The sequence below is a fragment of the Pseudomonas sp. NY15374 genome, assembly GCF_048068255.1.
Taxonomy (GTDB): domain Bacteria; phylum Pseudomonadota; class Gammaproteobacteria; order Pseudomonadales; family Pseudomonadaceae; genus Aquipseudomonas; species Aquipseudomonas machongensis.
The window spans coordinates 260,042-281,264 of sequence record NZ_JBLUPZ010000006.1 but is presented as its reverse complement, the minus strand read 5'-3'; the positions used below and the strand labels follow the sequence as shown (position 1 = coordinate 281,264).

Annotated in this window: 7 protein-coding genes; 2 read left to right on the top strand and 5 right to left on the bottom strand. The window is 61.5% G+C overall.

The window, feature by feature from the left end:
* Positions 1–8 precede the first annotated feature (8 nt).
* Both ACNFHO_RS15230 and glgX read left to right on the top strand, forming a co-directional pair.
* Positions 9–272, top strand: coding sequence for a DUF2934 domain-containing protein (locus ACNFHO_RS15230; protein WP_063544221.1), 264 nt, complete (start codon positions 9–11; stop codon positions 270–272).
* 254 nt (positions 273–526) lie between these two features.
* Complete coding sequence (gene glgX, locus ACNFHO_RS15225) at positions 527–2,680, top strand: glycogen debranching protein GlgX (protein WP_054892359.1); 2,154 nt, start codon at positions 527–529, stop codon at positions 2,678–2,680.
* A gap of 104 nt (positions 2,681–2,784) precedes the next feature.
* Here the strand turns inward: glgX and ACNFHO_RS15220 are convergent, their stop codons facing one another.
* The 5 genes from ACNFHO_RS15220 to ACNFHO_RS15200 all read right to left on the bottom strand — a co-directional run bounded on the left by ACNFHO_RS15220 (position 2,785) and on the right by ACNFHO_RS15200 (position 21,002).
* Complete coding sequence (locus ACNFHO_RS15220; protein WP_416766770.1) at positions 2,785–7,935, bottom strand: SpvB/TcaC N-terminal domain-containing protein; 5,151 nt, start codon at positions 7,933–7,935, stop codon at positions 2,785–2,787.
* 217 nt (positions 7,936–8,152) lie between these two features.
* Positions 8,153–11,755, bottom strand: coding sequence for a hypothetical protein (locus ACNFHO_RS15215; RefSeq protein ID WP_416766769.1), 3,603 nt, complete (start codon positions 11,753–11,755; stop codon positions 8,153–8,155).
* A complete protein-coding gene (locus tag ACNFHO_RS15210) occupies positions 11,752–16,332 on the bottom strand; it encodes a neuraminidase-like domain-containing protein (protein ID WP_416766768.1) in 4,581 nt (1,526 codons plus the stop codon). The genes ACNFHO_RS15215 and ACNFHO_RS15210 overlap by 4 nt, the downstream gene beginning before the upstream one ends.
* A gap of 42 nt (positions 16,333–16,374) precedes the next feature.
* Positions 16,375–16,878 (bottom strand): hypothetical protein, encoded by a 504-nt coding sequence (locus tag ACNFHO_RS15205; RefSeq protein ID WP_416766767.1) that lies wholly within the window; start codon positions 16,876–16,878, stop codon positions 16,375–16,377.
* On the bottom strand, positions 16,854–21,002 hold the full coding sequence (locus tag ACNFHO_RS15200) for a Tc toxin subunit A (RefSeq protein ID WP_416766766.1): 4,149 nt from the start codon (positions 21,000–21,002) through the stop codon (positions 16,854–16,856). Before ACNFHO_RS15200 ends, ACNFHO_RS15205 begins: the two co-directional genes overlap by 25 nt.
* Between the last annotated feature and the right edge of the window lie 221 nt (positions 21,003–21,223).

Genomic DNA, 21,223 nt, shown 5'->3' with positions numbered 1-21,223 from the left:
GCGTCGAAATGAGTGTCGATGAAAAACGGATCCGCGAATTCGCCTACCAGATCTGGGAGTCGGAGGGTAAACCGGTAGGCGAGGAAGAGCGCCACTGGGAGATGGCCCGCAAGCTGGCCGAAGCCGAGGCCCTGGCGCCCAAGGCTGCGCCACGCAAGAAGGCCGCAGCCAAGCCCAAGGCACCGGCCGAACCCAAGGCTGCCGCGCTGCCGGCGGGCAAGCCTGTGGTCGAGAAAAAACCACGGGCGCCGCGCAAGCCCGCCGCCGGCTGATACCCGCCTGCGGTTCAACCCAAGACCTGTGGAGCAGCTGCCTTGTTCAAAAGCCAAAGGCCAGCCCCTCCCTTTGAGAACAGCTGTCCTGTAAAAAATCCAAAGGCAAGCCTGTCCCTGTGGGAGCGGGCTTGCCCGCGAACACGGGCGTAGCCCGTGCCAGGCAGCGCGGTGTTTTTTTCGCGGGCAAGTCGCAGCGGCGAACCGCCGCTCCCGCAGCCGAATTCAATTCACCTGGCCAGACGAGGACTGTCATGACCCCACGCACCCCGAAGAAAACCCGTTCCGTCGCGCCAACCCGGATTCGCGAGGGCCTGCCCTTCCCGCTCGGTGCAACCTGGGACGGGCTGGGCGTGAATTTCGCGCTGTTCTCCGCCAACGCTACCAAGGTCGAGCTGTGCATCTTCGATGCGACCGGCGAAAACGAGCTCGAGCGCATCGAGCTGCCCGAATACACCGACGAGATCTACCACGGTTACCTGCCCGACGCGCATCCAGGGCTGGTCTATGGTTATCGCGTGCACGGCCCCTACGAGCCGCAGAACGGTCACCGTTTCAATGCCAACAAGCTGCTGATCGACCCCTACGCCAAGCAACTGGTGGGCGAGCTGAAATGGTCCGAGGCGCTGTTCGGCTACACCCTGGGGCACCCCGACGACGACCTGTCGTTCGATGAACGCGACAGCGCCCCCTTCGTGCCCAAGTGCAAGGTGGTCGACCCGGCCTTTACCTGGGGTCGCGACCAGCGGGTGCAGATTCCCTGGGAGCAGACCGTCATCTACGAAGCCCACGCCCGTGGCATCAGCATGCGCCACCCAGCTGTCCCCGAGCATCTGCGCGGCACCTTCGCAGGGCTTGCCAACGACGAGCTGCTGGGGCACATCAAGGATCTGGGCGTTTCCAGCATCGAGCTGCTGCCCATCCACGCCTTCGTCAACGACCAGCACCTGCTGGACAAGGGCCTGAACAACTACTGGGGCTACAACACCCTGGCCTTCTTCGCCCCCCATCCCAAATACCTGGCCAGTGGCAAGATCGCCGAGTTCAAGGAGATGGTCGCTCACGTCCACGAGAAGGGTCTGGAAGTGATCCTCGATGTGGTCTACAACCACACCGCCGAGGGCAACGAGCGTGGGCCGACCCTGTCGATGCGCGGCATCGACAACGCCTCTTACTACCGCCTGATGCCCGACGACAAGCGCTTCTACATCAACGATTCGGGCACCGGCAACACCCTGGACCTGAGCCACCCGTGCGTGCTGCAACTGGTCACCGACTCCCTGCGCTACTGGGCGGGCGAGATGCATGTGGACGGCTTCCGCTTCGACCTGGCGACCATCCTGGGCCGCTACCACGACGGTTACAGCGAGCGTCACAGCTTCCTCGTCGCCTGCCGCCAGGACCCGCTGCTGCGCAGCGTCAAGCTGATCGCCGAGCCGTGGGACTGCGGCCCCGGCGGCTACCAGGTGGGCAATTTCGCCCCCGGCTGGGCGGAATGGAACGACCGTTTCCGCGATACGGCACGGGCGTTCTGGAAAGGTGACGAAGGCCAGCTAGCCGATTTCGCTGCCCGCCTGACAGGCTCAGGCGACATGTTCAACAACCGTGGCCGGCGCCCCTACGCCTCGGTCAATTTCATCACCGCCCATGACGGCTTCACCCTGCGCGACCTGGTCTCGTACAACGAGAAGCACAACGAGGACAACGACGAGAACAACCAGGACGGCACCAGCAACAACCTATCCTGGAACTGCGGCGTCGAAGGCCCGACCGACGACCCCGAGATCAAGGCCCTGCGCCTGCGCCAGATGCGCAATTTCTTCGCCACCCTGCTGCTGTCGCAGGGTACGCCGATGATCGTCGCCGGTGACGAGTTCAGCCGCACCCAGCATGGCAACAACAACGCGTACTGCCAGGACAGCGAGATCGGCTGGGTCAATTGGGACCTGGACGACGAAGGCCAGGCGCTGCTGAAGTTCGTCAAGCGCCTTACCCAGCTCAGGTTGCAATACCCGGTGCTGCGCCGCTCGAGCTTCCTGGTCGGCGACTACAACGAAGCGATCGGGGTCAAGGACGTTACTTGGCTCGCCCCTGACGGCAGCGAAATGAGCGTCGAGCAGTGGGAAGACCCCCACGGCCGTTGCCTGGGCATGCTCATCGACGGCCGTGCGCAGGTCAGCGGCATCGCCCGGCCAGGGTCGGAAGCAACGGTGTTGCTGATCGTCAACGCGCACCACGACGTGGTGCCGTTCAAGCTGCCGAGCGTACCGGAGGGCGAGCATTGGAGCTGCCTGATCGATACCGATCGGCCGCAGTTGCGCAAGGCGCAGCACCTGGCGTTCGACAGCCTGTTCGAGGTGCAGGGCCGCTCGATGCTGTTGATGGTGCTGCAGCGCGACGAGGAATGATCAGCCGGCGATACCCGCCCTCGCCCGCGTGACAATTGCCGATGGACTGCCCCGCAGCCCATCGGCACGTTCTCGAGTCACATCGAAGGCCCGAGGCCAGCGCCTCAATGCAAGGTACTGCGCGCCTTGAGCCGCGCCCGCTCGATGACTTCCTGCCAGGTATCGTTTTCGTCCTCCGATACCGTGAACCAAGGATATACCTGCACGCGCTGCTCGTAGTTCGCCCACTCGCCGTCGACATCCTCGCCATTGGCGCGCACGATCCTGCATTCGCGGCCCAACGCATCGTAGAAATGCATGTCGGCATAGATCCCTTCACGCGCACCGTCGTCGCTGACCCAGCGCCAGTCGTCGAGGTAGAACGGCAACCACTTTCGAACCGCCTGCCCCTTGTTGTCGAACTCGGTCTTGCCGGTAACCGCCCAGCGCACCTCGGTGTGGGCCAACACGGCGTGCCCGTCCTGATCCTGGGCAAGCCCTCCTTCCTCGGTGCGCACGAATGCCTCGCCGCCCGGATTGAGGATGGCGGCCTGCAACAACTGCGAGCCGCCTGTCAGCGACACCTGCACGCGCACCTGTTGCTCGGGGTCGTTGTCATAACGGTCGGGCTGGATCTGGATCACATGGGGTGGCGTACGTCCGGCCATGAACAGGTCGCCAGACACCTCGATGCCATCCCGACGCAAACGCTGCACATCCCGCTGCCAGGCCAATGCACCGCAACGGCGGGTGCCCGCGATACGACCATCGGCCTGCAGCGCCAATGGCATCCAGCTGTCGACCACGTTGGTGAATGCCATGGCCACCGGCACCCCCTTGCTCTCGTTCAGGGCCACGGCTTGCTCGACCGTGCGAGGGGGCGTGAAGGCAGCATCGGGGGAGAAGCCGCTCATGACAGCTTCATCGCTGCCCGCCGGGGTTTCGGTGCCATAGAAGCGGGTATGCATCACCCGTCCCAATGCATCGAGGCTGCTGGTGTGGGTGTTGTCATTGGCGTCCTTGATCTGCGCTGGCTGCATGAAGCGCCAGTCATACACCTCGACAGTGGAGGTCAGACCGGCAGCATCGGTCACCCGGCACACGGCAATGTCATGGGCGGTGTACTGCAGTTGGCGGGGCCCAATAACCGTACTTTCCTGGACGGTGTCGGGCGTCCAGAAATGCTCGGCGCCGCGATACCCTGAAATGCCGTGATGGCCGCAGTACGCCTCTTCGACTGGCGGCGCCCACGGGATCGACGGCGCGCCTGCGCCGGAGGGATCGTGCGGCTCGGCCAGCTCTTCGGCGTCCTCCGCTCGGCTCATGGCGACATAGCCGCCACGCTTGAGCAGCTCGGGCAGGGATTCGGCCTGCACCCGGGTGTCCAGCAAGTGCTGGACGTCTTCCAACCATGCCTGGAGCTGAAGAGGCTGGGATGAATCAGTGCCACGCCTGGCAAGGTTGGCCAGCACGACTCGCCAGAACACGCTGTCAGCAGCGGTCACGGCCAGTCCGTCCGCCACTGCGGCATGCAGTTGCTGCAGATCCGCGCTGCCTTGCGCCTGTTCGGCGAACCATGCAACCACCGCTGGCAGAGCCGCATCGGCCACACGGCTCTGCTTGCGCAACGCCGCCTGCAAGCCCTCCGGCAACGCCGCAGCGTCGGCCTGGTACAGCCGCTCGCGCAAGGCATCCACCGAGATCACTGTCTTGAGCGCCGCGCGCAGAAGCCCGAGCGCCTGCGCGTCGTGGGGCGAGCACTGCAGATAAGCCATCAGCAGCGGGTACGAGGTCGCAACCGCCGTCACTTCCGGCAAGCGCTCGCGCACCCGGCGCAACACTGCCGGGTCGGCATTCGGGTTGGCCAGCGCCTGCTCCACCAGATTGCCCAAGGTCTGCTCGAAGGTCGGACGCAGGACGTCCAGTGAAGCCTTGTCGAGCATCGCCGTGCGGGTATAGGCCAGCAGTGCCTGACGCGAAGGGACCTTCGCGGCGCCTGTACCATCGGCTTGTCGCCAGACCGCCTTCTCGTAGCCGACCAGCGTCGTCCTCTGCGGATCGGCCACCAGCAGCTCCTCCACTGCCAGGTTCTCCACGCTGAAACCGTCTTTGGGCACGTCGCTGGCCGTCAGCTTGATCACATCCCGACGCGTGCCATCGGCCAGACCGATGACAAAGTCATCGCCACGAAGCAGGTTGTGCACGCGAGCGCGGGTCAGGTTGATCCAACAGTCGTACTGCTGCTCATCGCAACTTGCCTCGATCAAGCCCGCCGGCAAGCTGTCGGGATAGATCTGACGCTCCCCCTCCTCCTTGACCAGGTCCGCCTCGCTCAACTGACGCGGATAGTTGACGGCTGCACTTTGCAGCACGTTGCCATACAGGTCCTGCGCGAGAACAAGCGTCTGGGCGACCACCGGGTCCTCCGGTACCCGCTCGCAACTGAATGCCAGATGCTGGATCGGCGTCACCAGCGCACTCGGTCGCTGTGGATCGGCACTGGCCATGGCCCGGATCTGCAGACGCGAGCGCTCGAGCCTGTAGGGGTTTCCTGCACGCGGATGGCCATCTTCTCCATACACCTCGATGCGCATGACCTGGCCACGGACCGCGCGGTACAGCCAGGCGCGCAGCGCACCCGTCACCTCGAGCGCCTCCTCTGCGTCGTCGCGCCACTGGGTGAAACGTGGTGGAGCCTGAGGGAATCGGGCATCCATGTCGACAAAAGCACCGTCAGCCGCCGCATCGAGCGCCTCCACCCCGGTGTAGAACCAGGTGCAGGTACGCGAGGGCGGCGACAGATGTGCCGCCATCGACCGGGCCACTTCATGGGTGTCGGTCTGGATCAGGCGCCTGAACCCGGCAAATTCACGCTCGCGACCATCCCACACGCCGCCGAGATAGGTGGTCTCGCGGCCCATGCACACGCCGGTGATTTCATTGAACGTCGTGACCCGGCTCACGGTATGGACCGGGAACGGCAAGTAGCTGACCGGGGTCTGGCCGCGGGCCAGCTGTTCAGCCTTTTCATCGAGCCAGGCCTGGGCCGAGCTGCGGTACTGCAACTCGGTGCGGTTGCCGATGTTGTCGACGATGGTCGACAGCAACCACGGCCGGTGGTCGTTGAAGCGGTACAGCCAACTGCGGCGTGTTTTCTCAGGGCCATGATCCGGCGCCGTCACCAGCAAGTCGGCAGTCCCCTGACCACGGATGTCGGCCACCTGCAGCTGGGTTTCACTGTCCAGCGTCACCCCCGGCGGCATCTCGATCGCAGGCCCCTCGACGAAATGGTTGCCGCACTGGCTGATGAACACACGGATACGGGCAGGTTCCAGGTAAAGGATATCGGTGGTGCCTGTACCGTCGGTATCGGCGAGAAACACCCGCGAGGCGTTGAAATCGTCCACCTTGAAACCAGGGATACTGATGGCCTCGTCGAACCGGCCATAGCCCAGGGACGGCCAGAGCGTCACGCCGTCGCCAGTGATGCGCAGCAGGTGCGACTGACCACTGCCGGCAGGATCAGCGAAGGCGACCAGTTGACGGTCGGCCTTATCCAGTAAGGGTAGCGCTTCGCGCCCTGCGTACTGTGCGGTAACCGCAGCCAGCCAGCCGTCGGCGCCTGCGCTCGGGTATAGACGCACGCTCCGTGGACCGAGGGCGTGCAACATGACCACATCGGAGCGGCCATCGCCGGTGAGATCAGTCATCTGCGCAGCCGGATGACCATACTCGCTGGGCAAGCTCAACAGGGGTTTCCACGCCCCCCAGATACCGTCGGGCGCCAGCGTGAAACTGCCACGCATTCCCTCCTCGGTGATCAACCACTCGGGGCGTCCGTCGCCATCCAGGTCGGTCAGGCTGCCAGTGCTATCGGCCGGACGCTTGGGCAAGGGCCACGGCGCCCCCCAGGTGATCGCATCCTGCTCCGCGCCTGGGGTCTTGCCCGGCCGCATCGGCGGCCGGTAATGCCAGGCGTCCTGATCTCGGTACAACAGGCCTGGCACGCCTTCGCCCAGCAAGTCGGCCATCTGCCATGCAGGGGCCCAGAATCCGTCGAGCGCTGGCACCGCTTCCCAACCGGGCGTAGCCCTGCCCGGTCGGGTCAGCTCGAACTCCATCGGCGGCAAGCGACAGTCGGATACGCTCGACAGTTGTTGCGCCGACACCAGAATGCTGCTGACCGGGCTGCTGTCGTACTGCAGGTGTAGCCGTGCCACCAGCTCTGGCGTGTCGTCGGCCTCGCCGTTCATGCGTGCGGTGCGGTGCCAGAGCAGCACATCGCGGCACAGCCGGCGGATGCGCACGTTGAACCCATAGCGCCAGAACGAATGACAGTCGTCGCGCACCGGCCAGTCCTGCTCCGGCGCAAGCCCAGGCACGCGCTCGGGATCGGCGCCGCGCTCGCCATAGTCGAATTGGGTGAAGGTGAGAAAGTCCGTCTCGTCGAAGCCGTCTTGTGGAATCAGCAGCGCCTGCGAAGGCGTGGCGTTCATGGCGTAGACAGCATCGGCATAGAGGTTGACGACGTGTGGGTGGGCCTTGAGCTCCTGGTCGCTGCAGCCCTTTTCGTCTTCGGCGCGATAACGGTACACCAGATGCTCGCCACGGGCCGAAACCCGCTCTTCCAGGTACCAGCCCGCCACACGTTCAGGGGCTGCGGGATCGTGCAGACGAGCAGAGGCCGACCAGCCGAACAACGAAAGGCTGCCATCGGGCTGCCAGTGCAGCCAGAAACCAGGGTCAGCCACAGCGCCTTTGACCACCCAGTGCTCAAGACGCTGCGAGGGCGCACCGCTGCGCAGGCACCAAGGGGTAACGCTGTAGCGCTCACCGTCAGAGGTCTCGGCGAACGGCAAGCCTGTGCGGTCATGGGGTGCACCCGCCTTGAGGACTTCCTCCCCGGACGGACCGACCATTCGATCGTTGCCGTCGTATTTAGGGAAACCGAAGCGGGTCATGCAGAAAATCGCCGGCAAATCGCAATCCCAGCCGGCGCCAAAGGCGCTGTTGCCGCCGCCGGAGGAGTAGTGCAATGCCAGTTCCGCCGACAGCGCACGACCCGCCGGCGATGGCAGGGGCATTTGCCAACCAGCCGCACCATCCGGGCCACCCGCCGAAAGCATGCCGCCACCGACCGAGACCGTGCCACCGCCCTTGGGGAGGGCTGGGGGGGTGTAGAAGGAGGCGTCTCCCTCTCCCGTCGCGGGAGCGGGGGCCTGGCCCGAAGCAGCAGTCTGCTTTTCGTGTGAATACCCATCCAATGAGTCGGGCATGAACCCCTCCTGTGACCCGTTCCAATCTACCTGTGTATGACGCGCAGCATTGATCTGCGCAGTCACTTCAGATCACCCGACCGCTCTTAATCAAAAGGCGAGCTGTTTGGCAATGCAGACAAAGCATCTCGTAACGAGGGTTACGGTACGGCTCCGAACGCTCGTCATTTATCAAAAGACCAGGAGGGCTTTTGCAAAGCCCTCTTCAAACGCACCGCTAGCCCGGCCAGCCATAGGGAATGGAAACCGGGCACGGGAAGTCGTCTCCGTCAACTCTCAGTATCGAGACCGTCCTCGAAAGAGGGCCCAGGTTCCACACCAGACCGTAATAGCCTCTCAACTCCCTAGGTTTATTGAATGGTGGATCTGGCACGAACCCTGGATCTGGCTTGTTACTCGACAAGGATAATAAATAAACCTTATCCGCAATTGGACTACCCTGAACGGGGACCGCGACAAGTACCATATCCGAGTCGGAGCTCGACAATCTAAGGAGTAACTCGTTAGCACCGGTGCTGGACAGCATCATATTCGGCACGAGCGTTATCGACGTATCGAAGCCGTCGACATGAACTGTCAAGTTGAAATAACCACTGGCCTCGCGACCTCGCGTATTCCAACGCACCCCCGCCTGTGGAAGTATTACTTTTGAGCCGAACGCGGGTACTGACCCCATGTCGTCTTCTTTCAGCGTCTGCGAATTGAATTCCATCCAGGCCGAGAGGCGGGCAGCCACTAACGGGCTTCCCGGCTTGGCCTTCAATGTGAATGCCAGATACTCCTCGCGGTAGAATACCGCGGGATCAGGCGGAAAATGGGATGTATGGGTCACCTCTGCTTCATCTGCCAAGTTGCTGGATAACAGTACACATGTCGGCAGTTCCCGAACGGTCGAAAAACCCGCGACATGAAAAACCAAGGCGAATTGTCCACTGAGGTCGGCCCCCGTCACCTCCCACTCCAGCCCATCGGAAGACATCACTCTTGGCGCACCAAAATCGGGAGAGGCCGATACATCCCCTTCCTTCACACTGCCTGCGCAGAGTGTCATCCATACCTCTTGCTTCAGGTCTGCCAGAGGGCTACCAGGCTTCGGCACGAGCGCAACGGTCTGGCCCACCGAACGCCGAAACACCAACAGATCGTCGACAACGCGCCCTTCTACCTTCACCTCCACTTCATCGCTCAGGTCTTGCGACAAAGCAATGCCCGAGGTCACCTTCAGTGGTGCTGGAAACGCGGCTGTATGAAGGGTCAACCCGAATGTGCCAGAAGCGTTGGCGGTCAACTTCCAGCTCAGGCCTGCAATGGATATCGGTCGTCTGTCGTTGTAAGTCGGAAGCGTAATCAACTGCGCCTGGGGCAAACTTCCGTCGACGTACTCGATCCATGCTTCGCTCAGGAATTCTCGCTCTAGCGGACTGCCCATTTTCGGCACGATACTCAACGTGTGCTCTGCTCTGGATTGAATAACCAGCGGCTCGACCAGAGGCCCCCCATCTATCACCACGTCGAACTCATCCTCCATGCGCAGCGACAGCAGCAAGCAATTGCCCGTCACCAGGGGCTTCGAGAAACCCGCCACATGAATGGCCAACCCGAACACACCACTTGCCTGTTTGCCCAGCATCTCCCATTGCAGCTCACCGCCCGTGAACCCCTGCTCGGCCTCGTAGTCCGGATAGGCCTCCATCTGCTCCGGCGCCAGGTCATCTTCCACAAACGTCAACTTGGCCTTCAAACCGCTTTCAGCCAACGGGCTACCGGTTTTTGGCTTGACCCCGACGTAGGACGGCACCATGCGCCGGAATATCCAGGTCGATTCGTCAGTGCCACGCTCATCGTCATAGATCAGCTCGGCTTCGTCCGCCAAAGCCCGGGACATCAGCAAGCAAGTGTCGACGACCATCGGTTTGTCAAAGCCCTGCACGTGAACCTGCACGCCAAAGGTGCCACTCACCTGCGCACCGGTCAGTGTCCAGCTCAACCCGTCCTCCAACATCGCCCGCCGTTCACCGTAATTGGGCGCGGCAACGACACTGGTCGGTTTCAGGCTGCCGTCGGTGAAGGTCAGCCAGGCTTCTGATTTCATCTTCGCCAGCGGGCTGCCGGGCTTCAGGTTGATCTTCAGCGTCTGCGCCTCCTCCCGCCAGAACAGCGCCAGGTTTGCCGGCACAGCGTCTGCAAGGGTCAGCTCGATCTCGTCCTCGAGGTTGGGCGATAGACGCAGGCCTTTGAGGGACAGGGGCAAAGTCAGCGTCGGCGTGATGACTTCGAGCGTGAAATGATCCCGCTCTACACCCGGCATGATGGTCCAACTGACACCAGCAGCCGTCATTTCCTGCGGCTCGCTCGGGCTGAAGGTGATGTCCAGCTGTGGTGTGCCGCCTGGCCAACCCAAGGCGACCTGTTCGCCTATGAAAAAGTTGTCCGCAGACTTGGGCTTCAAGGTCAACGTATGCTCGCCGACACTGCCCAGCACCAGATTGACGTCATCGAAATCAGTGATTGGCCTGTCGTCGAACAACACATCGAACTGGGCCGACCACGGTGAGCGGGAGTACACAGGGATAGGCTGCAGCTTGTCGCTTTCTGCGCCGAGGCCATCAGTGCACCGGGCGCTGAGCTCTGCGGTGTAGAAGTCGACACCCTCCTCTTGCTCAGGGATGAATTCAAGTGTCGACTTGCCCTGCTCATCCGTCGGGACAGTCTTGTAGAGCACATCGTCGAGGTACCAATCCACATGTTGACCAACGATCGTTCGCGCTGATGCGACAAGGTTGCCCAGCGTTGCGGTCAACCGGGTACGGCTACCCCACTCCAGCACCGGCACCACGCCATCCCAGGCCACCTCACTCACTTCATAGCGAAAATCCCCCAACTGCGCCTGGAGCTCATGCTTTTCGGCCCGCCAGTAACTACCCAGGCCCAGCGGTAGCGCGCCGGACAACACCTCCTTGGCCGCACTCGCATCCAAGCTCCAGGTACTGGTGCCGGCCTCCGGTTGCGGATAGCGGCTTTCCTCGTCACTGTCGTCGATATTCAGCGACGGATTCGTTGTCAGCCCGTACGCCGTGGGTGGCGTATCGGCATTCCCCGGCCACAGCACGCTCAGCTTCTGCCCCTGCCAGGCATCGCTGACCTGCAGGCTGTACGTGGCGCCATGGCACAGTTTGAATGGTGGCTGGGTTTGCGGAGCAAGCGATGACTGATCAGGTCCAGGCGACAGCAACACCTTCCCTTCGAAGGGTGCCAGGTGCACTTCGGAAATGATGTTGCGCAGGCTGAGTTCCGTCGCCCTCGTGCCGGCGGGGGTTTCGAACGCCACACGAATTCTCGATACACCCGCAGGTATATCGATGGGCTTGGGCGTCAACGTATGCCAGGTAGGTTCGGCTTCGGGCCTGGGATCTTGTTCGTCGGCCTGCTCGGTGGTCTCCGGGTTCTTGAGCGCTTGCTCATGAATAATCTGGCCTTGCGAAGCGCCCGAGAGTGCGTAGACCCTGAGCCAGCAACTGTCGGTGAAGTACAGGACGTTGTACTGGCAGCCCAAGGCATATCCCTGTGCAACCCCCTCGAGCAAACTGAAGTCCTGGTAGAGCCGACCCTTCTGGAAAAGCGAAAGGTACGTGCCGTCCCTGGCATCGTTTTCACGAAGCTCATAGCTGTCTTTCTCTTCGTAGCTCCACACACCTTCGAGGCCAGCGCTTTCCATTGGCCTCTGGATGAAAGGATCCTGAAGAAAGTCATGCCCTTTGGTAAGGCTTTGCGCACGCGTCGAAATCGACCGGATACCCTGCTCCTCATCACTATTGCTCATGATCTTTCGCCCTCCCATTGGACGGCACGTGCAAAATTCCCGGCCGCGGCTTCCGACAACAACGCCTCGACTTGTTGCTCGAACAGCGCACCGCCATACCGTGCGAGGTAGCGCACCTCCATGACGATATCGCTCAGCCCTTGGAGCAGTTCGGTTTGCCGTGCAACTCGCGGGAACTTCAGGTTCCAGTCGGAGACGGCGCCAGTGCCTTCGAACGGCAAGTAACGGTCATCGCTCTCGGGGGGCGTGACCAACCCGATGTCCTGCGTGGCTGACGACAGGCAGACCTGTTGGCTGGGTCGCAAACTTCGCATGACGTAGCGCCCATCCCCTTCACCCTGGTCCAGTTGCGGCGACAGGTACTTCACCCCTTCGATATCGGCCTTGATCAACAACCGGCTCTGCGTCTGGGTCAGGGTGGCGCGGATGTTCTGGTAAGGCCCCAGCAAGGCAGGCAGCGACAGCGCCACACTGTGCAGGCGCCGCAGGTAATGCCCGGGGTAATCCTGGTTGAACAGCGTTTCGCCAAGGCTGAAATCCAGTTCGCCGTTCTCGGCCAGCGCCTCGAGCAGCGCCGGCCAGTCACCAAGCGCAGCCCCATTCTTGTCGAAGACCAGGCCCTCTTCGATCAGTGCACGCAGCGACACGGTCTTGCGCAGTTCCAGATGACGCTCGTTGCGCAACAAAGCTTCGGCCTCCAGGCGATGCAGGTCCAGCCGCAGTTCGCCTGCGGCATTGAGGCCATGCCGATCGGCCTGCCAGACCGAGGTACGGACGATGCGTTTGTCATAGTTACCCGTCTCGTACTGCCAGCAGGCTTCGGCACTGTTGCACAAGCCCACCGCGACATCGAACAACGTCGCATGCCAGGCGGTCACCTGCGAACGCAGCCAGCGATAGAGCGGTACGTTGGTCGATTTGCTCTGGTAGAAAGCGTACATCTGCTGGGCCTGCTCCAACACCTTGCGGCTGTGATCGAGCGAGTTCCTCGCGGCCTGGGTTGCGCAGGCCTGGGCCTTGCCCTGCTCGGCGATCACATCGATGTCCTTGCGTGCCAAGGTTGCCTGCAGCTCCCAATCCTGTCGGCGACGCTTGTAGACCGACGTCTCGCGCATGATGTCACCGGAGATCTGCAACGCACTCCCTGCCATGAACGAAAGCTGAGCACCGCTCATGATAGGGGCGGTCACATCTCCCGTGTCCTGCGCCATGCCGAAGATTTTGGGCGCCATCTGTGTCGCGTAGTAGGCGCTCATCGCGCTGGTACCAAAGGCATTGATTGACCCGCCTGAGTTATGGACAACCATTGTCTCGATTTCCAGAGCAGAGATGTCCTCTTCGACCAGCTTGGTGTAGTGGGCTTGCCGAGCCTCGGCACAGAGCGCCTGCTTGAGCAATACCCCTTCCTGCTGTTGCTGCTGCTCGAGCAACTGTTCCTGGATGGCAATGGTGTATCCGGCGATCTCGGCGGCGTGTTGGTATTGCAATGCTTCAAGCCCGGTGCGCTCCTCCTGCTCCATGAAGACACGCAATTGCTCGGCGAACTGGGTCAGAGTCGCCACCACCTCATGAGCCTTGGCGATCAGGGTACGGAAACGATACGGCGGCACCACCGTGCGCTGGCCCATCAGGTGCGACAGGTTGGTACCGCCCCCCATGCGTGCCATCAGCAAATCGAACGGGTTCGCAGGTGGTGCATACAGTGGCAGTACCATGGGGCGTCCATCGAGGGTCAGGAAGTGCCGGAGGTTGTAGAAGCGCTCCGCCAGCAATTGCCAGATGTCCAGCAACTGCTGATTGACGGGCAAACGGAAAGCCGGATGTGCCGCCACCCCAGCCCAGAAGAAGGTGGACAGCTGCTTGGGCAGGTTGGCCGGGACAATGTCTTGGCCACTAGCGGCCAACGGCATGTCGGCCGGCCCGACAGCGAGCACGTCGCGAACCGTTTTGGGTTGCCAGGTATTGATCGCCCGCGCATCCGGCACCTCTCCCATGAGGTCCGCGGCCATGCGGTACAACAGCCAGGCGTGCGCCAGGCCGTCACGGGTCTGGTAGCGATAGTGCTGGTCGGCTTCGCCGATCAGCATGTTCACGTACTGCACGAACACCGCCTTGCGATAATGGGACGGCGCGCGCAGCGCGATGACATGAGGCTCGATCAATTCGTGTTCGAGCCCTGCCGCCTCGGTGTCGTCCTGAAGCAACCAGGCGCAGTTCCAGTAGTCAGGGCCCGGGGTCGCCCTGGGCGGCTGCTTCTGGTACGGGTTGAAGATCAGCCCCAGCCAGCGCCGGGCATCAGCGAAGCGCTCCTCCTCCTGCAGACGTGATGCGATCAGGTGAGGGACATGGAAGAACAGCTCACGCAAGTAGCTGCCATAGGCATCGAACATGTGCAGCAACGGGTCCGCCGCACTGGGATGCCAACCCTGATACACCGTGCCGGCCAGCTCCTTGCGGTATGCCGGCTCCTGCCGGTGCTGCGCATCCCAGGCGAACACAGCCTCGGGCGAGGCTTCGGCGCGATTGATCAGATCGGTAACATGCTGGGAGTTCAGCCGCACGGCCAAGGGGGCGTTCTTGCCACCAATGGCATCGAAGACGAGGAAGTCGCTACCGTCGGACTGTTGGTGAATATACGGAATCGTTGTATCGGCCAGACTCGAGATGGCGCCCCAGGTCACCGTGAAGGTGGCGGTTGCTTCACCCGCGGCGGTAACTTCGAAGGTTGCCGAGCCCGTCGCAGCAACGTTCTCCAGACGGCTCCAGGGGCTGACGGCATGCTTATTGAGAACCCAGAGCCCCGACCAACAGGTTGTCGATTCTTCGCCTTGCTTATGTACGAGTTTCACTTCCGGCAAACGGACGTTCTCGCTGACAAGAACGGCTCGGTTGTCCATCACCTCCAGCGCCACGTCCGCCATGTCGTCGACAATGACCGTGAAACCCATGCCTTCGCGGATGTACTCCTTGGTAAATGGACGCGAAAACTCCGGCAAATCGACCGGTACCTCAGCATTGAAAAGGGTGGCGAAAAAGCTGCTGGAAAAGTCGGACCGTTTCAATGCAGCCACGGTTTTTCCATGATGCTGGAGTGTAACGGACTCGAAGTTCGGAGCCCCAACCGTAACGACAGTGTAAGAAAGATGAGTTTTACCTTGTGATTCATAGGCGTGTAGTTGGAAATGCACGAGAACGCCGTTGTAAACAAAAGCAAAGCGGTCAATCGACAAGATCACGACCTGAGTAACCGTGCGCAACTCGCTGGAGCGCGCACGTACGCGTAGCGAACGCCCCGACAGGCCCTGCTCGAACTCAGCATCGAGTGCAATGTAAGGATTGCCACTCCCCTTGATGCTTTTCACCTCAGCATCAACCGCTGCAATACGCTGCGAAAAGGGCAAGCGGCCCGCGCTGCCTGTGAATCGCCGAGACAGGGCTTCGCTGGCATCAGCGTCGATAGCGCGCTCGGTCCGACGTTTCAAGACATCCCGTTGAAGGACGAACTTCTCCGCCCAGGCTTCATCGTTCGAGGTCTGGTGAACAGAAACGAACAGTTGATCGTCATCGCCGTTCACGCGCCCCGCCGCAACCGCCATCACTCTGAATTGCTCCACCTCAGACGGTATCTGCGACGGGGTCTCAGGACCGGTAACTTCGACGTCGTACTGCCACAGTTGCTCCGGCGTAGTCCACTGGTTATCGAGACCAAGATGAATGATATCCAGGGTCAGTGCATACGAACGTTTGTCGGTTGCCTCACCCTTTTCACCGAGGACCTTTGTCGGTGCGGTGAAGTACCACCAGATCACATGCAACCGACCACCGAACAACACCGGGCACATCTGCAACACTGTCGTGCCCGGCGGAATGTTCACCGGTTTCCATTCCGTCCACGCATCGGGCTGGATATACGTGGAGGCCTCGTCCAGACGGACCTGGACCTTGCGCCAGTAATAAGCGCAAGGCGTCGCATTGTCCTTGCCCAGCAAGTAGTAATCAGCGTTGGCGTAGGCATACCCCGGGAACCGACCCTCATCGCGGTGCCCATCGCGATAGTCGATGTAGCCGGCCTGGACCCGGATGTTGTTCAGGAACTCATAACGTTTCAGGTAGTTCAGCAGCGCCTTCTGGACACCCGCATCATCGATCCGACCCTGTGCCAGGTCGTTCTCCAGGTTCTTGAACAGCTCCGTCTTGTCCAGGCGCAAGTCAGCACGGATATAGTTTTCCGGGTAGTCTTCCATCATCTGGTAGGCCGCCCATAACGAGTAGGTCGACATGGCCTGCTGCCAGAAAAGGGTCAACTCGGGGGCGAAATCCTTGCCGTAGCCCTGTTCGATATTGTTGAGGATCGCATTGACGTAGGTCTGGACACACGCGATTGCCTCGGCCAACGCGGACGTGGTGACCTCGGCGCTGACCTGGGTGTCGGTCATCAGGTAACGGTCCAGGTGATCGGCCGTCATCATGCCCAGGCTACCGGCTTGCAGCTTGTCCGGCAGTACGTGGTGAATGGCATAAGCACTCAGCGCGTCGCGCCATTGTTCCGCGAGTCGGTGGCTCAATTCAGTCTTCATGTGGGCCTCGCTGCAAAAGCTCGAAAGTCGATGGCGCTGCAGTCATTTCCGTATTCCCTTGATCACGACATCGGTCAGGTTCGACGGATAAGCGGTGTCATAGGAGAACCCGAACTTCAGCCCTACATCCGTCTTCAGGGCCACGGGCCGACTGGTGATGGTCCAGGTCACGCCGTCGTTGCCCAGTTCATTGTCGGCACCTGGCGCAGGCGAGATCACCAAGCCCAACGAAGCTGCCGAGTTGCGACCACTGACGTGAAGAGACATCGGCTGGCCGATCAGCGAATGGCCGGCAGCTACGCGATAGGTCAAGGTGTGCGTCGTTTCCCCTTCGGAAGGCGGCGTAATGACGATCTCCCCCTCCAACGGTTTGCCGTCGAATTCGATCATCAACCCGAGGGGCTCGAGGAAGGTCACCTGATCGAAGGCATGGAACTGCTCCTTGCCCCAGCTTGCGGTTACCGTACGCTGGCCAGTCGTGGTGCTTTTGAGATCGAAGCGGGCAATACCATCGCTGCCTGTCAAGCTGACAGCGGGCTCGGCCACACGAGTGCCACCTTCACTGACGCTCCAGGTGATGGGGTAGCGCGCCACGGGGATGCCATCGTGGCGATATGAATTTCATACTCCACCGTGCTGATGCCATCGGCCAACGGCCAGCTCCCGATCTTCCTGTGCTGCCGTATCGTCGCATCGGCAAGCACGTCGAACTCGAGATCCTTGCTGTGATAGGCCTCTGCGGTTTCGCCGGCGGTACTGAGGGTCACGGTCACCTTCACCCGCCCAGCCGTACCGACCTGCAGTACGGCTGTACCCAGCCCGGCTGCATCAGAGGTTTGGTCGGCACTGACCAGTTCGCCCCCTTCACACGACCAGGACATCGCCTGACCAGCGACCGGCTCACCATCGAGCCCCAGGACTCTGGCCTGAACCGTGATCGGCTCGTCCACCACCAACGCAGATTGCAGTACGAGCGAATTGACGTAGGGCCTGTCGGCGAAGCCAACCTGCACCACTGTGACGTCATCGGGCTTGCCGGCGTACCAGGCACGGATCACGCCCGAGCCTGGCTCCCGGCTTCTTAGCGCAATCCGGCTGTAGCCAGTGTGATCAGTCAGGGTTTCACCTGTGTTGTCCACAAAGTAGCCGATGGTGGTAGACCAATTGACCAGACGATCCACCCCATCATTGTCATAACGGTCTACGAGCAGGGCAGCCAAGCGATAAATGCCTTGTCCGCCTGCGAGTTCCAGAGGCGTCGTGTTACCCGGTCGCCCTTCGATTCTGAGCACTCGCACCGTCTCTTCGTCACAGTCGATCACCACCGGCGGCGCGAACGCCTTGCCATCGAGCAGGTAGCTGGCCTGCACATGGGCACTGCCCATCTCAGTACCTGCCTGCAGTCGCACCTTGGCCACGCCCTCTTCGTCGGTGTAGCTGGAATGGGACTGCAAAATCCCGAGATCGGTGGACCAGGTGATGCGAATATCCGAAACCGGCTCGTTGTTCATATCGAGCAGTTTCAAGGCCACCGTGGTTTCCTGATCAGGCGCGCGTGCGATCAGACGTGTTTCACTCACGGTGCAGCGCGAGGCCAGGCTCTGACGCAGCTCTGCCTCGTTGCCGCGCTCCGCGCTGTCGCTCTCAAGGCTGCTGAGCATCTCTTGTGCGGCATCGCGATAGTCCTGCGTGCCCGAATAGGCGGTCAGCCTGCTGAGTTTCATCAGTGATTCAGCACTCAGCCCCGTGGTGTCGCTCAGCAGCTTGGTGTCGACCACGATGCGCAACTGAGCCAGATCGCGAATGATGCCATCCGGCGAGACCCGGGCCGCCACGTCCAGCACCTCACGGATCCCCCAGTCCAGCCAGGCCGCGATACGCTGGGCAGCCGCGTCCCTGAGCAGGCGCTGTTCATTTGCGCTCAGATCCTTCAATTCCTCGATTGCCGAGAAATAGCCCAGCAGTTGTGCTTCCGATTGCTTGGCCAGACGCAGGCCACGGGCGTAGCGTTCAAGGTGGTAGAGCGTGTGCAAGGACAACTCGAAGGCGTCGATGCCGAACCGTGCGCGATGCGCGCGTATCAACAGGCTGGAGAACAACGTGGGCGTCAACTCGAAACGTGTCGCGATTTGTGCGCAGCGCTGCATCCGCTGCACCAGCCCCAGCATGGCCTTCATGGCATTGGACTGGGAGTGCTGCGGGTCGAAGGCCACCGCGCTCTCCAGCAGTTGGTGCACTGTGCCCTCGGCCCAGTAGACCATCGGGATCGCCATGTCGGCATTGACCCTCAGAAGCTGTGAAAGACTCTGCTGAACGACGCCCCACTGCTGCGAACGAATGCGCAGGACCACGCCGAGAATAATGCCGGTCAGGCGCTCCTTTTCAGCGCTGTCCATATCGACCAACGGGCTTTGGCCGGCGCTGGCCAACTGATCGACCGCCGTCTTGATTTCCCGCTCGGCAAATTGCTCGTACTGCTCAGGGTCGAAGTCCTGTTCAGGGTCGCCAGTGTCCGCCAACAGGCCGTTCTCATCGACGACCTGCCCCAAGGCTTTGAGCCACTCACCTGCGGGCAGGGTCAGAACACCGGCATCCAGCAACGCCTGCTCGAAGGCCTGGAAAGGTAGCAACTGAGTCTTGAGTTCACCGAACAGTGCAGAGATTTCCTGGGGCACCACATCGGGCGTCTCGACCGGCAGCAACTGCTGCACCAGCCAGCTGATCGGCAGGTCCTGCTCCTGACACCAGAGCACGCAGTGGCTGATGGCATGGATGACGCTAAGGGTGTCGGTCTGGGCAAAGCTGCGGTACATGGCATTCTGCGGTGCTCCCCCCAGTTGCAAGGCATAAAGCCCCTCGGGGCTCAGGGTTTCCAACAGTGCCAGCAGCTCGATGGTGGTGATCGAAAGCAGACGGGCCAGCATCGTCACACGATAGAAGGCACTGACCACGCGCACAGAGCGCTGCAATTTGTCGCCCCCTTGCCCCTGCATCACCAGACGCGACAGGTAACGGAACGTCTGCACGTTGATGCCCAGCCCGCGGCATAACTGGTCGACGGTACGTTTGCTCGCGACATCGTCTCCCGAGAGGCTGAAGTCGCTGCCGTCGAGCACCAGACGCGAAGTAGGGTCGCTGTTGAATACTCGGTCGAAATGGCTCGCAGTCGCGCCAATGCCGTGAACGGCCATATCCGAGAGCAGAACGGAAAAGTCTTCAGCGCTGCAGGCAAAGCGCTCTCGCAAGAACTGGAACACACCCAAGGCCCGATGGGTGTTGACCGTCATCCATAGCGGCGAGTCATCGGACTTGATGCGCCTGACTTCGGCGACAGCGCGCTTTTCCGCATCGATTGCCGCACACACCACCTGGTCGGCCTGGGCATAGGTCAGCTTCAACGCGGTAGCCACGCGCACCAGGCGTTGGATGCGGTCAAAACGCATGTCGGACAAGTTTTCGAAGGTGTGCCGCTGTGGGTCCTGCGCATCGCTGACAACCCCCACCGGCGCGGCCCCGCCGCTGTTGATGAAGCGCGCGACGAACAGGGACGGCGATACCTCCTCGGCCAGCACATTGCGGGTCACGTTGTCCGAACGCGTGGGGGCATAGGCCGCCAGACCGAACAACGACTCCATCTCGTCCTGACTGATCTGCAGCACCTGACAGAAGCTCACCACCTTATGCAGGTGCATGGCATTCGGCACTCCGAAGTTGTCCTCGTAGAACGCTTTGTACCGCTCTCCGGGCTCATCGGCCTGTGTCTTCGGCCCAGGACTCTGCGCATTGCCGCCCTGCGACGCCGCGGTGCCGAAGTAGGGAACCTCGATCAGCAGGGCACGCAGCACCGGGCCAAGCGTAGCTTCCTGCTGCAGCGCGGCATCGGACCAGGGTGAATGCGCACCGGCCTGGATGAAGTAAGGACTGTCGATATCCGACAGGCGTGCCACATCGCCCATCAGCAGCGAGTTATGCGACAGCACCGTGTGGATCTGCTCCCAATACGCTTCATAGGGGAACTGTTTGATGGGATAGCGAACCTTGAGCAGCTTGTCTTCAGTCGCTGTGCGGTCACTGTCCGCTTGCTGGCGATGCTCTTCGATCAGCTGTTCCAGGACATGGACGATCACCTCGACCTGCGGCAGTTCACGGTTCATGAACGCCTCATCGATCAGGCGCTCGAACAGATCAGGGCGCCGAGTTTTCAGCGTCAGGATCATATCGGCATCGCCCTGGGCCTCGACGTGCTCCTGAATGAACGTCAGTAGATCGATGAGGTAGGCCACTGGCGAGGTGGTGGCATCCACGGCTTGCGGATGTGCGTTATTGCCCCAACTGGGCAAGAACTGATTTTCGAAGGTGGGGCCTCTGGACAAGTCCAGAGGGCCTCTCAGCTCATCCGAGGGGCGGCGCGCCGAGGCACTCAGGCGCTTTTCCCGGAAAGCACGCATCATCGCCGCTGCTGCAACATTCAGACGCCCCTTGAGTCGCCGGGCTTCGTCGCTGTGCAAGCCCGGATAATGCGCCATCAGCGCATCGGTCGTCTTGCACTGCAGGTCGATGATCGAGTCTTGTTCCAGGGTCACTGGGGCGATTTTGACTTTGATTCCCGGCTCGGTGTCCAGCAGTCTCTCAAGCAGACCAACTTGTGTGCGGCTCTGGCGTTTAGCCATGGCGTCCCCCGGGCGGTGCTTAGCGTGAGCGAACGAAGCGGGCCTGTGTATACGGTGGCCCTTTCGTGGATGTCACTGGATGCTAGATACAAATACGCCCGCACGAAACTGACAGAAATAACAGGTAGCCAGCCGGGAAAAGAACCACCGATACAGCAAAACCTCGGCTAGCAATGTTTCGGCATAACCCAACCCAGGCAAAGAACCCACATTGCTAAACG

Excerpts from the sequence above, each read along its gene's own strand:
- glgX (WP_054892359.1), top strand. The coding sequence starts at position 527 with ATGACCCCACGCACCCCGAAGAAAACCCGTTCCGTCGCGCCAACCCGG.
- ACNFHO_RS15230 (WP_063544221.1), top strand. The coding sequence starts at position 9 with ATGAGTGTCGATGAAAAACGGATCCGCGAATTCGCCTACCAGATCTGG.
- ACNFHO_RS15215 (WP_416766769.1), bottom strand. The coding sequence starts at position 11,755 with ATGAGCAATAGTGATGAGGAGCAGGGTATCCGGTCGATTTCGACGCGT.
- ACNFHO_RS15210 (WP_416766768.1), bottom strand. The coding sequence starts at position 16,332 with ATGAAGACTGAATTGAGCCACCGACTCGCGGAACAATGGCGCGACGCG.
- ACNFHO_RS15200 (WP_416766766.1), bottom strand. The coding sequence starts at position 21,002 with ATGGCTAAACGCCAGAGCCGCACACAAGTTGGTCTGCTTGAGAGACTG.
- ACNFHO_RS15220 (WP_416766770.1), bottom strand. The coding sequence starts at position 7,935 with ATGCCCGACTCATTGGATGGGTATTCACACGAAAAGCAGACTGCTGCT.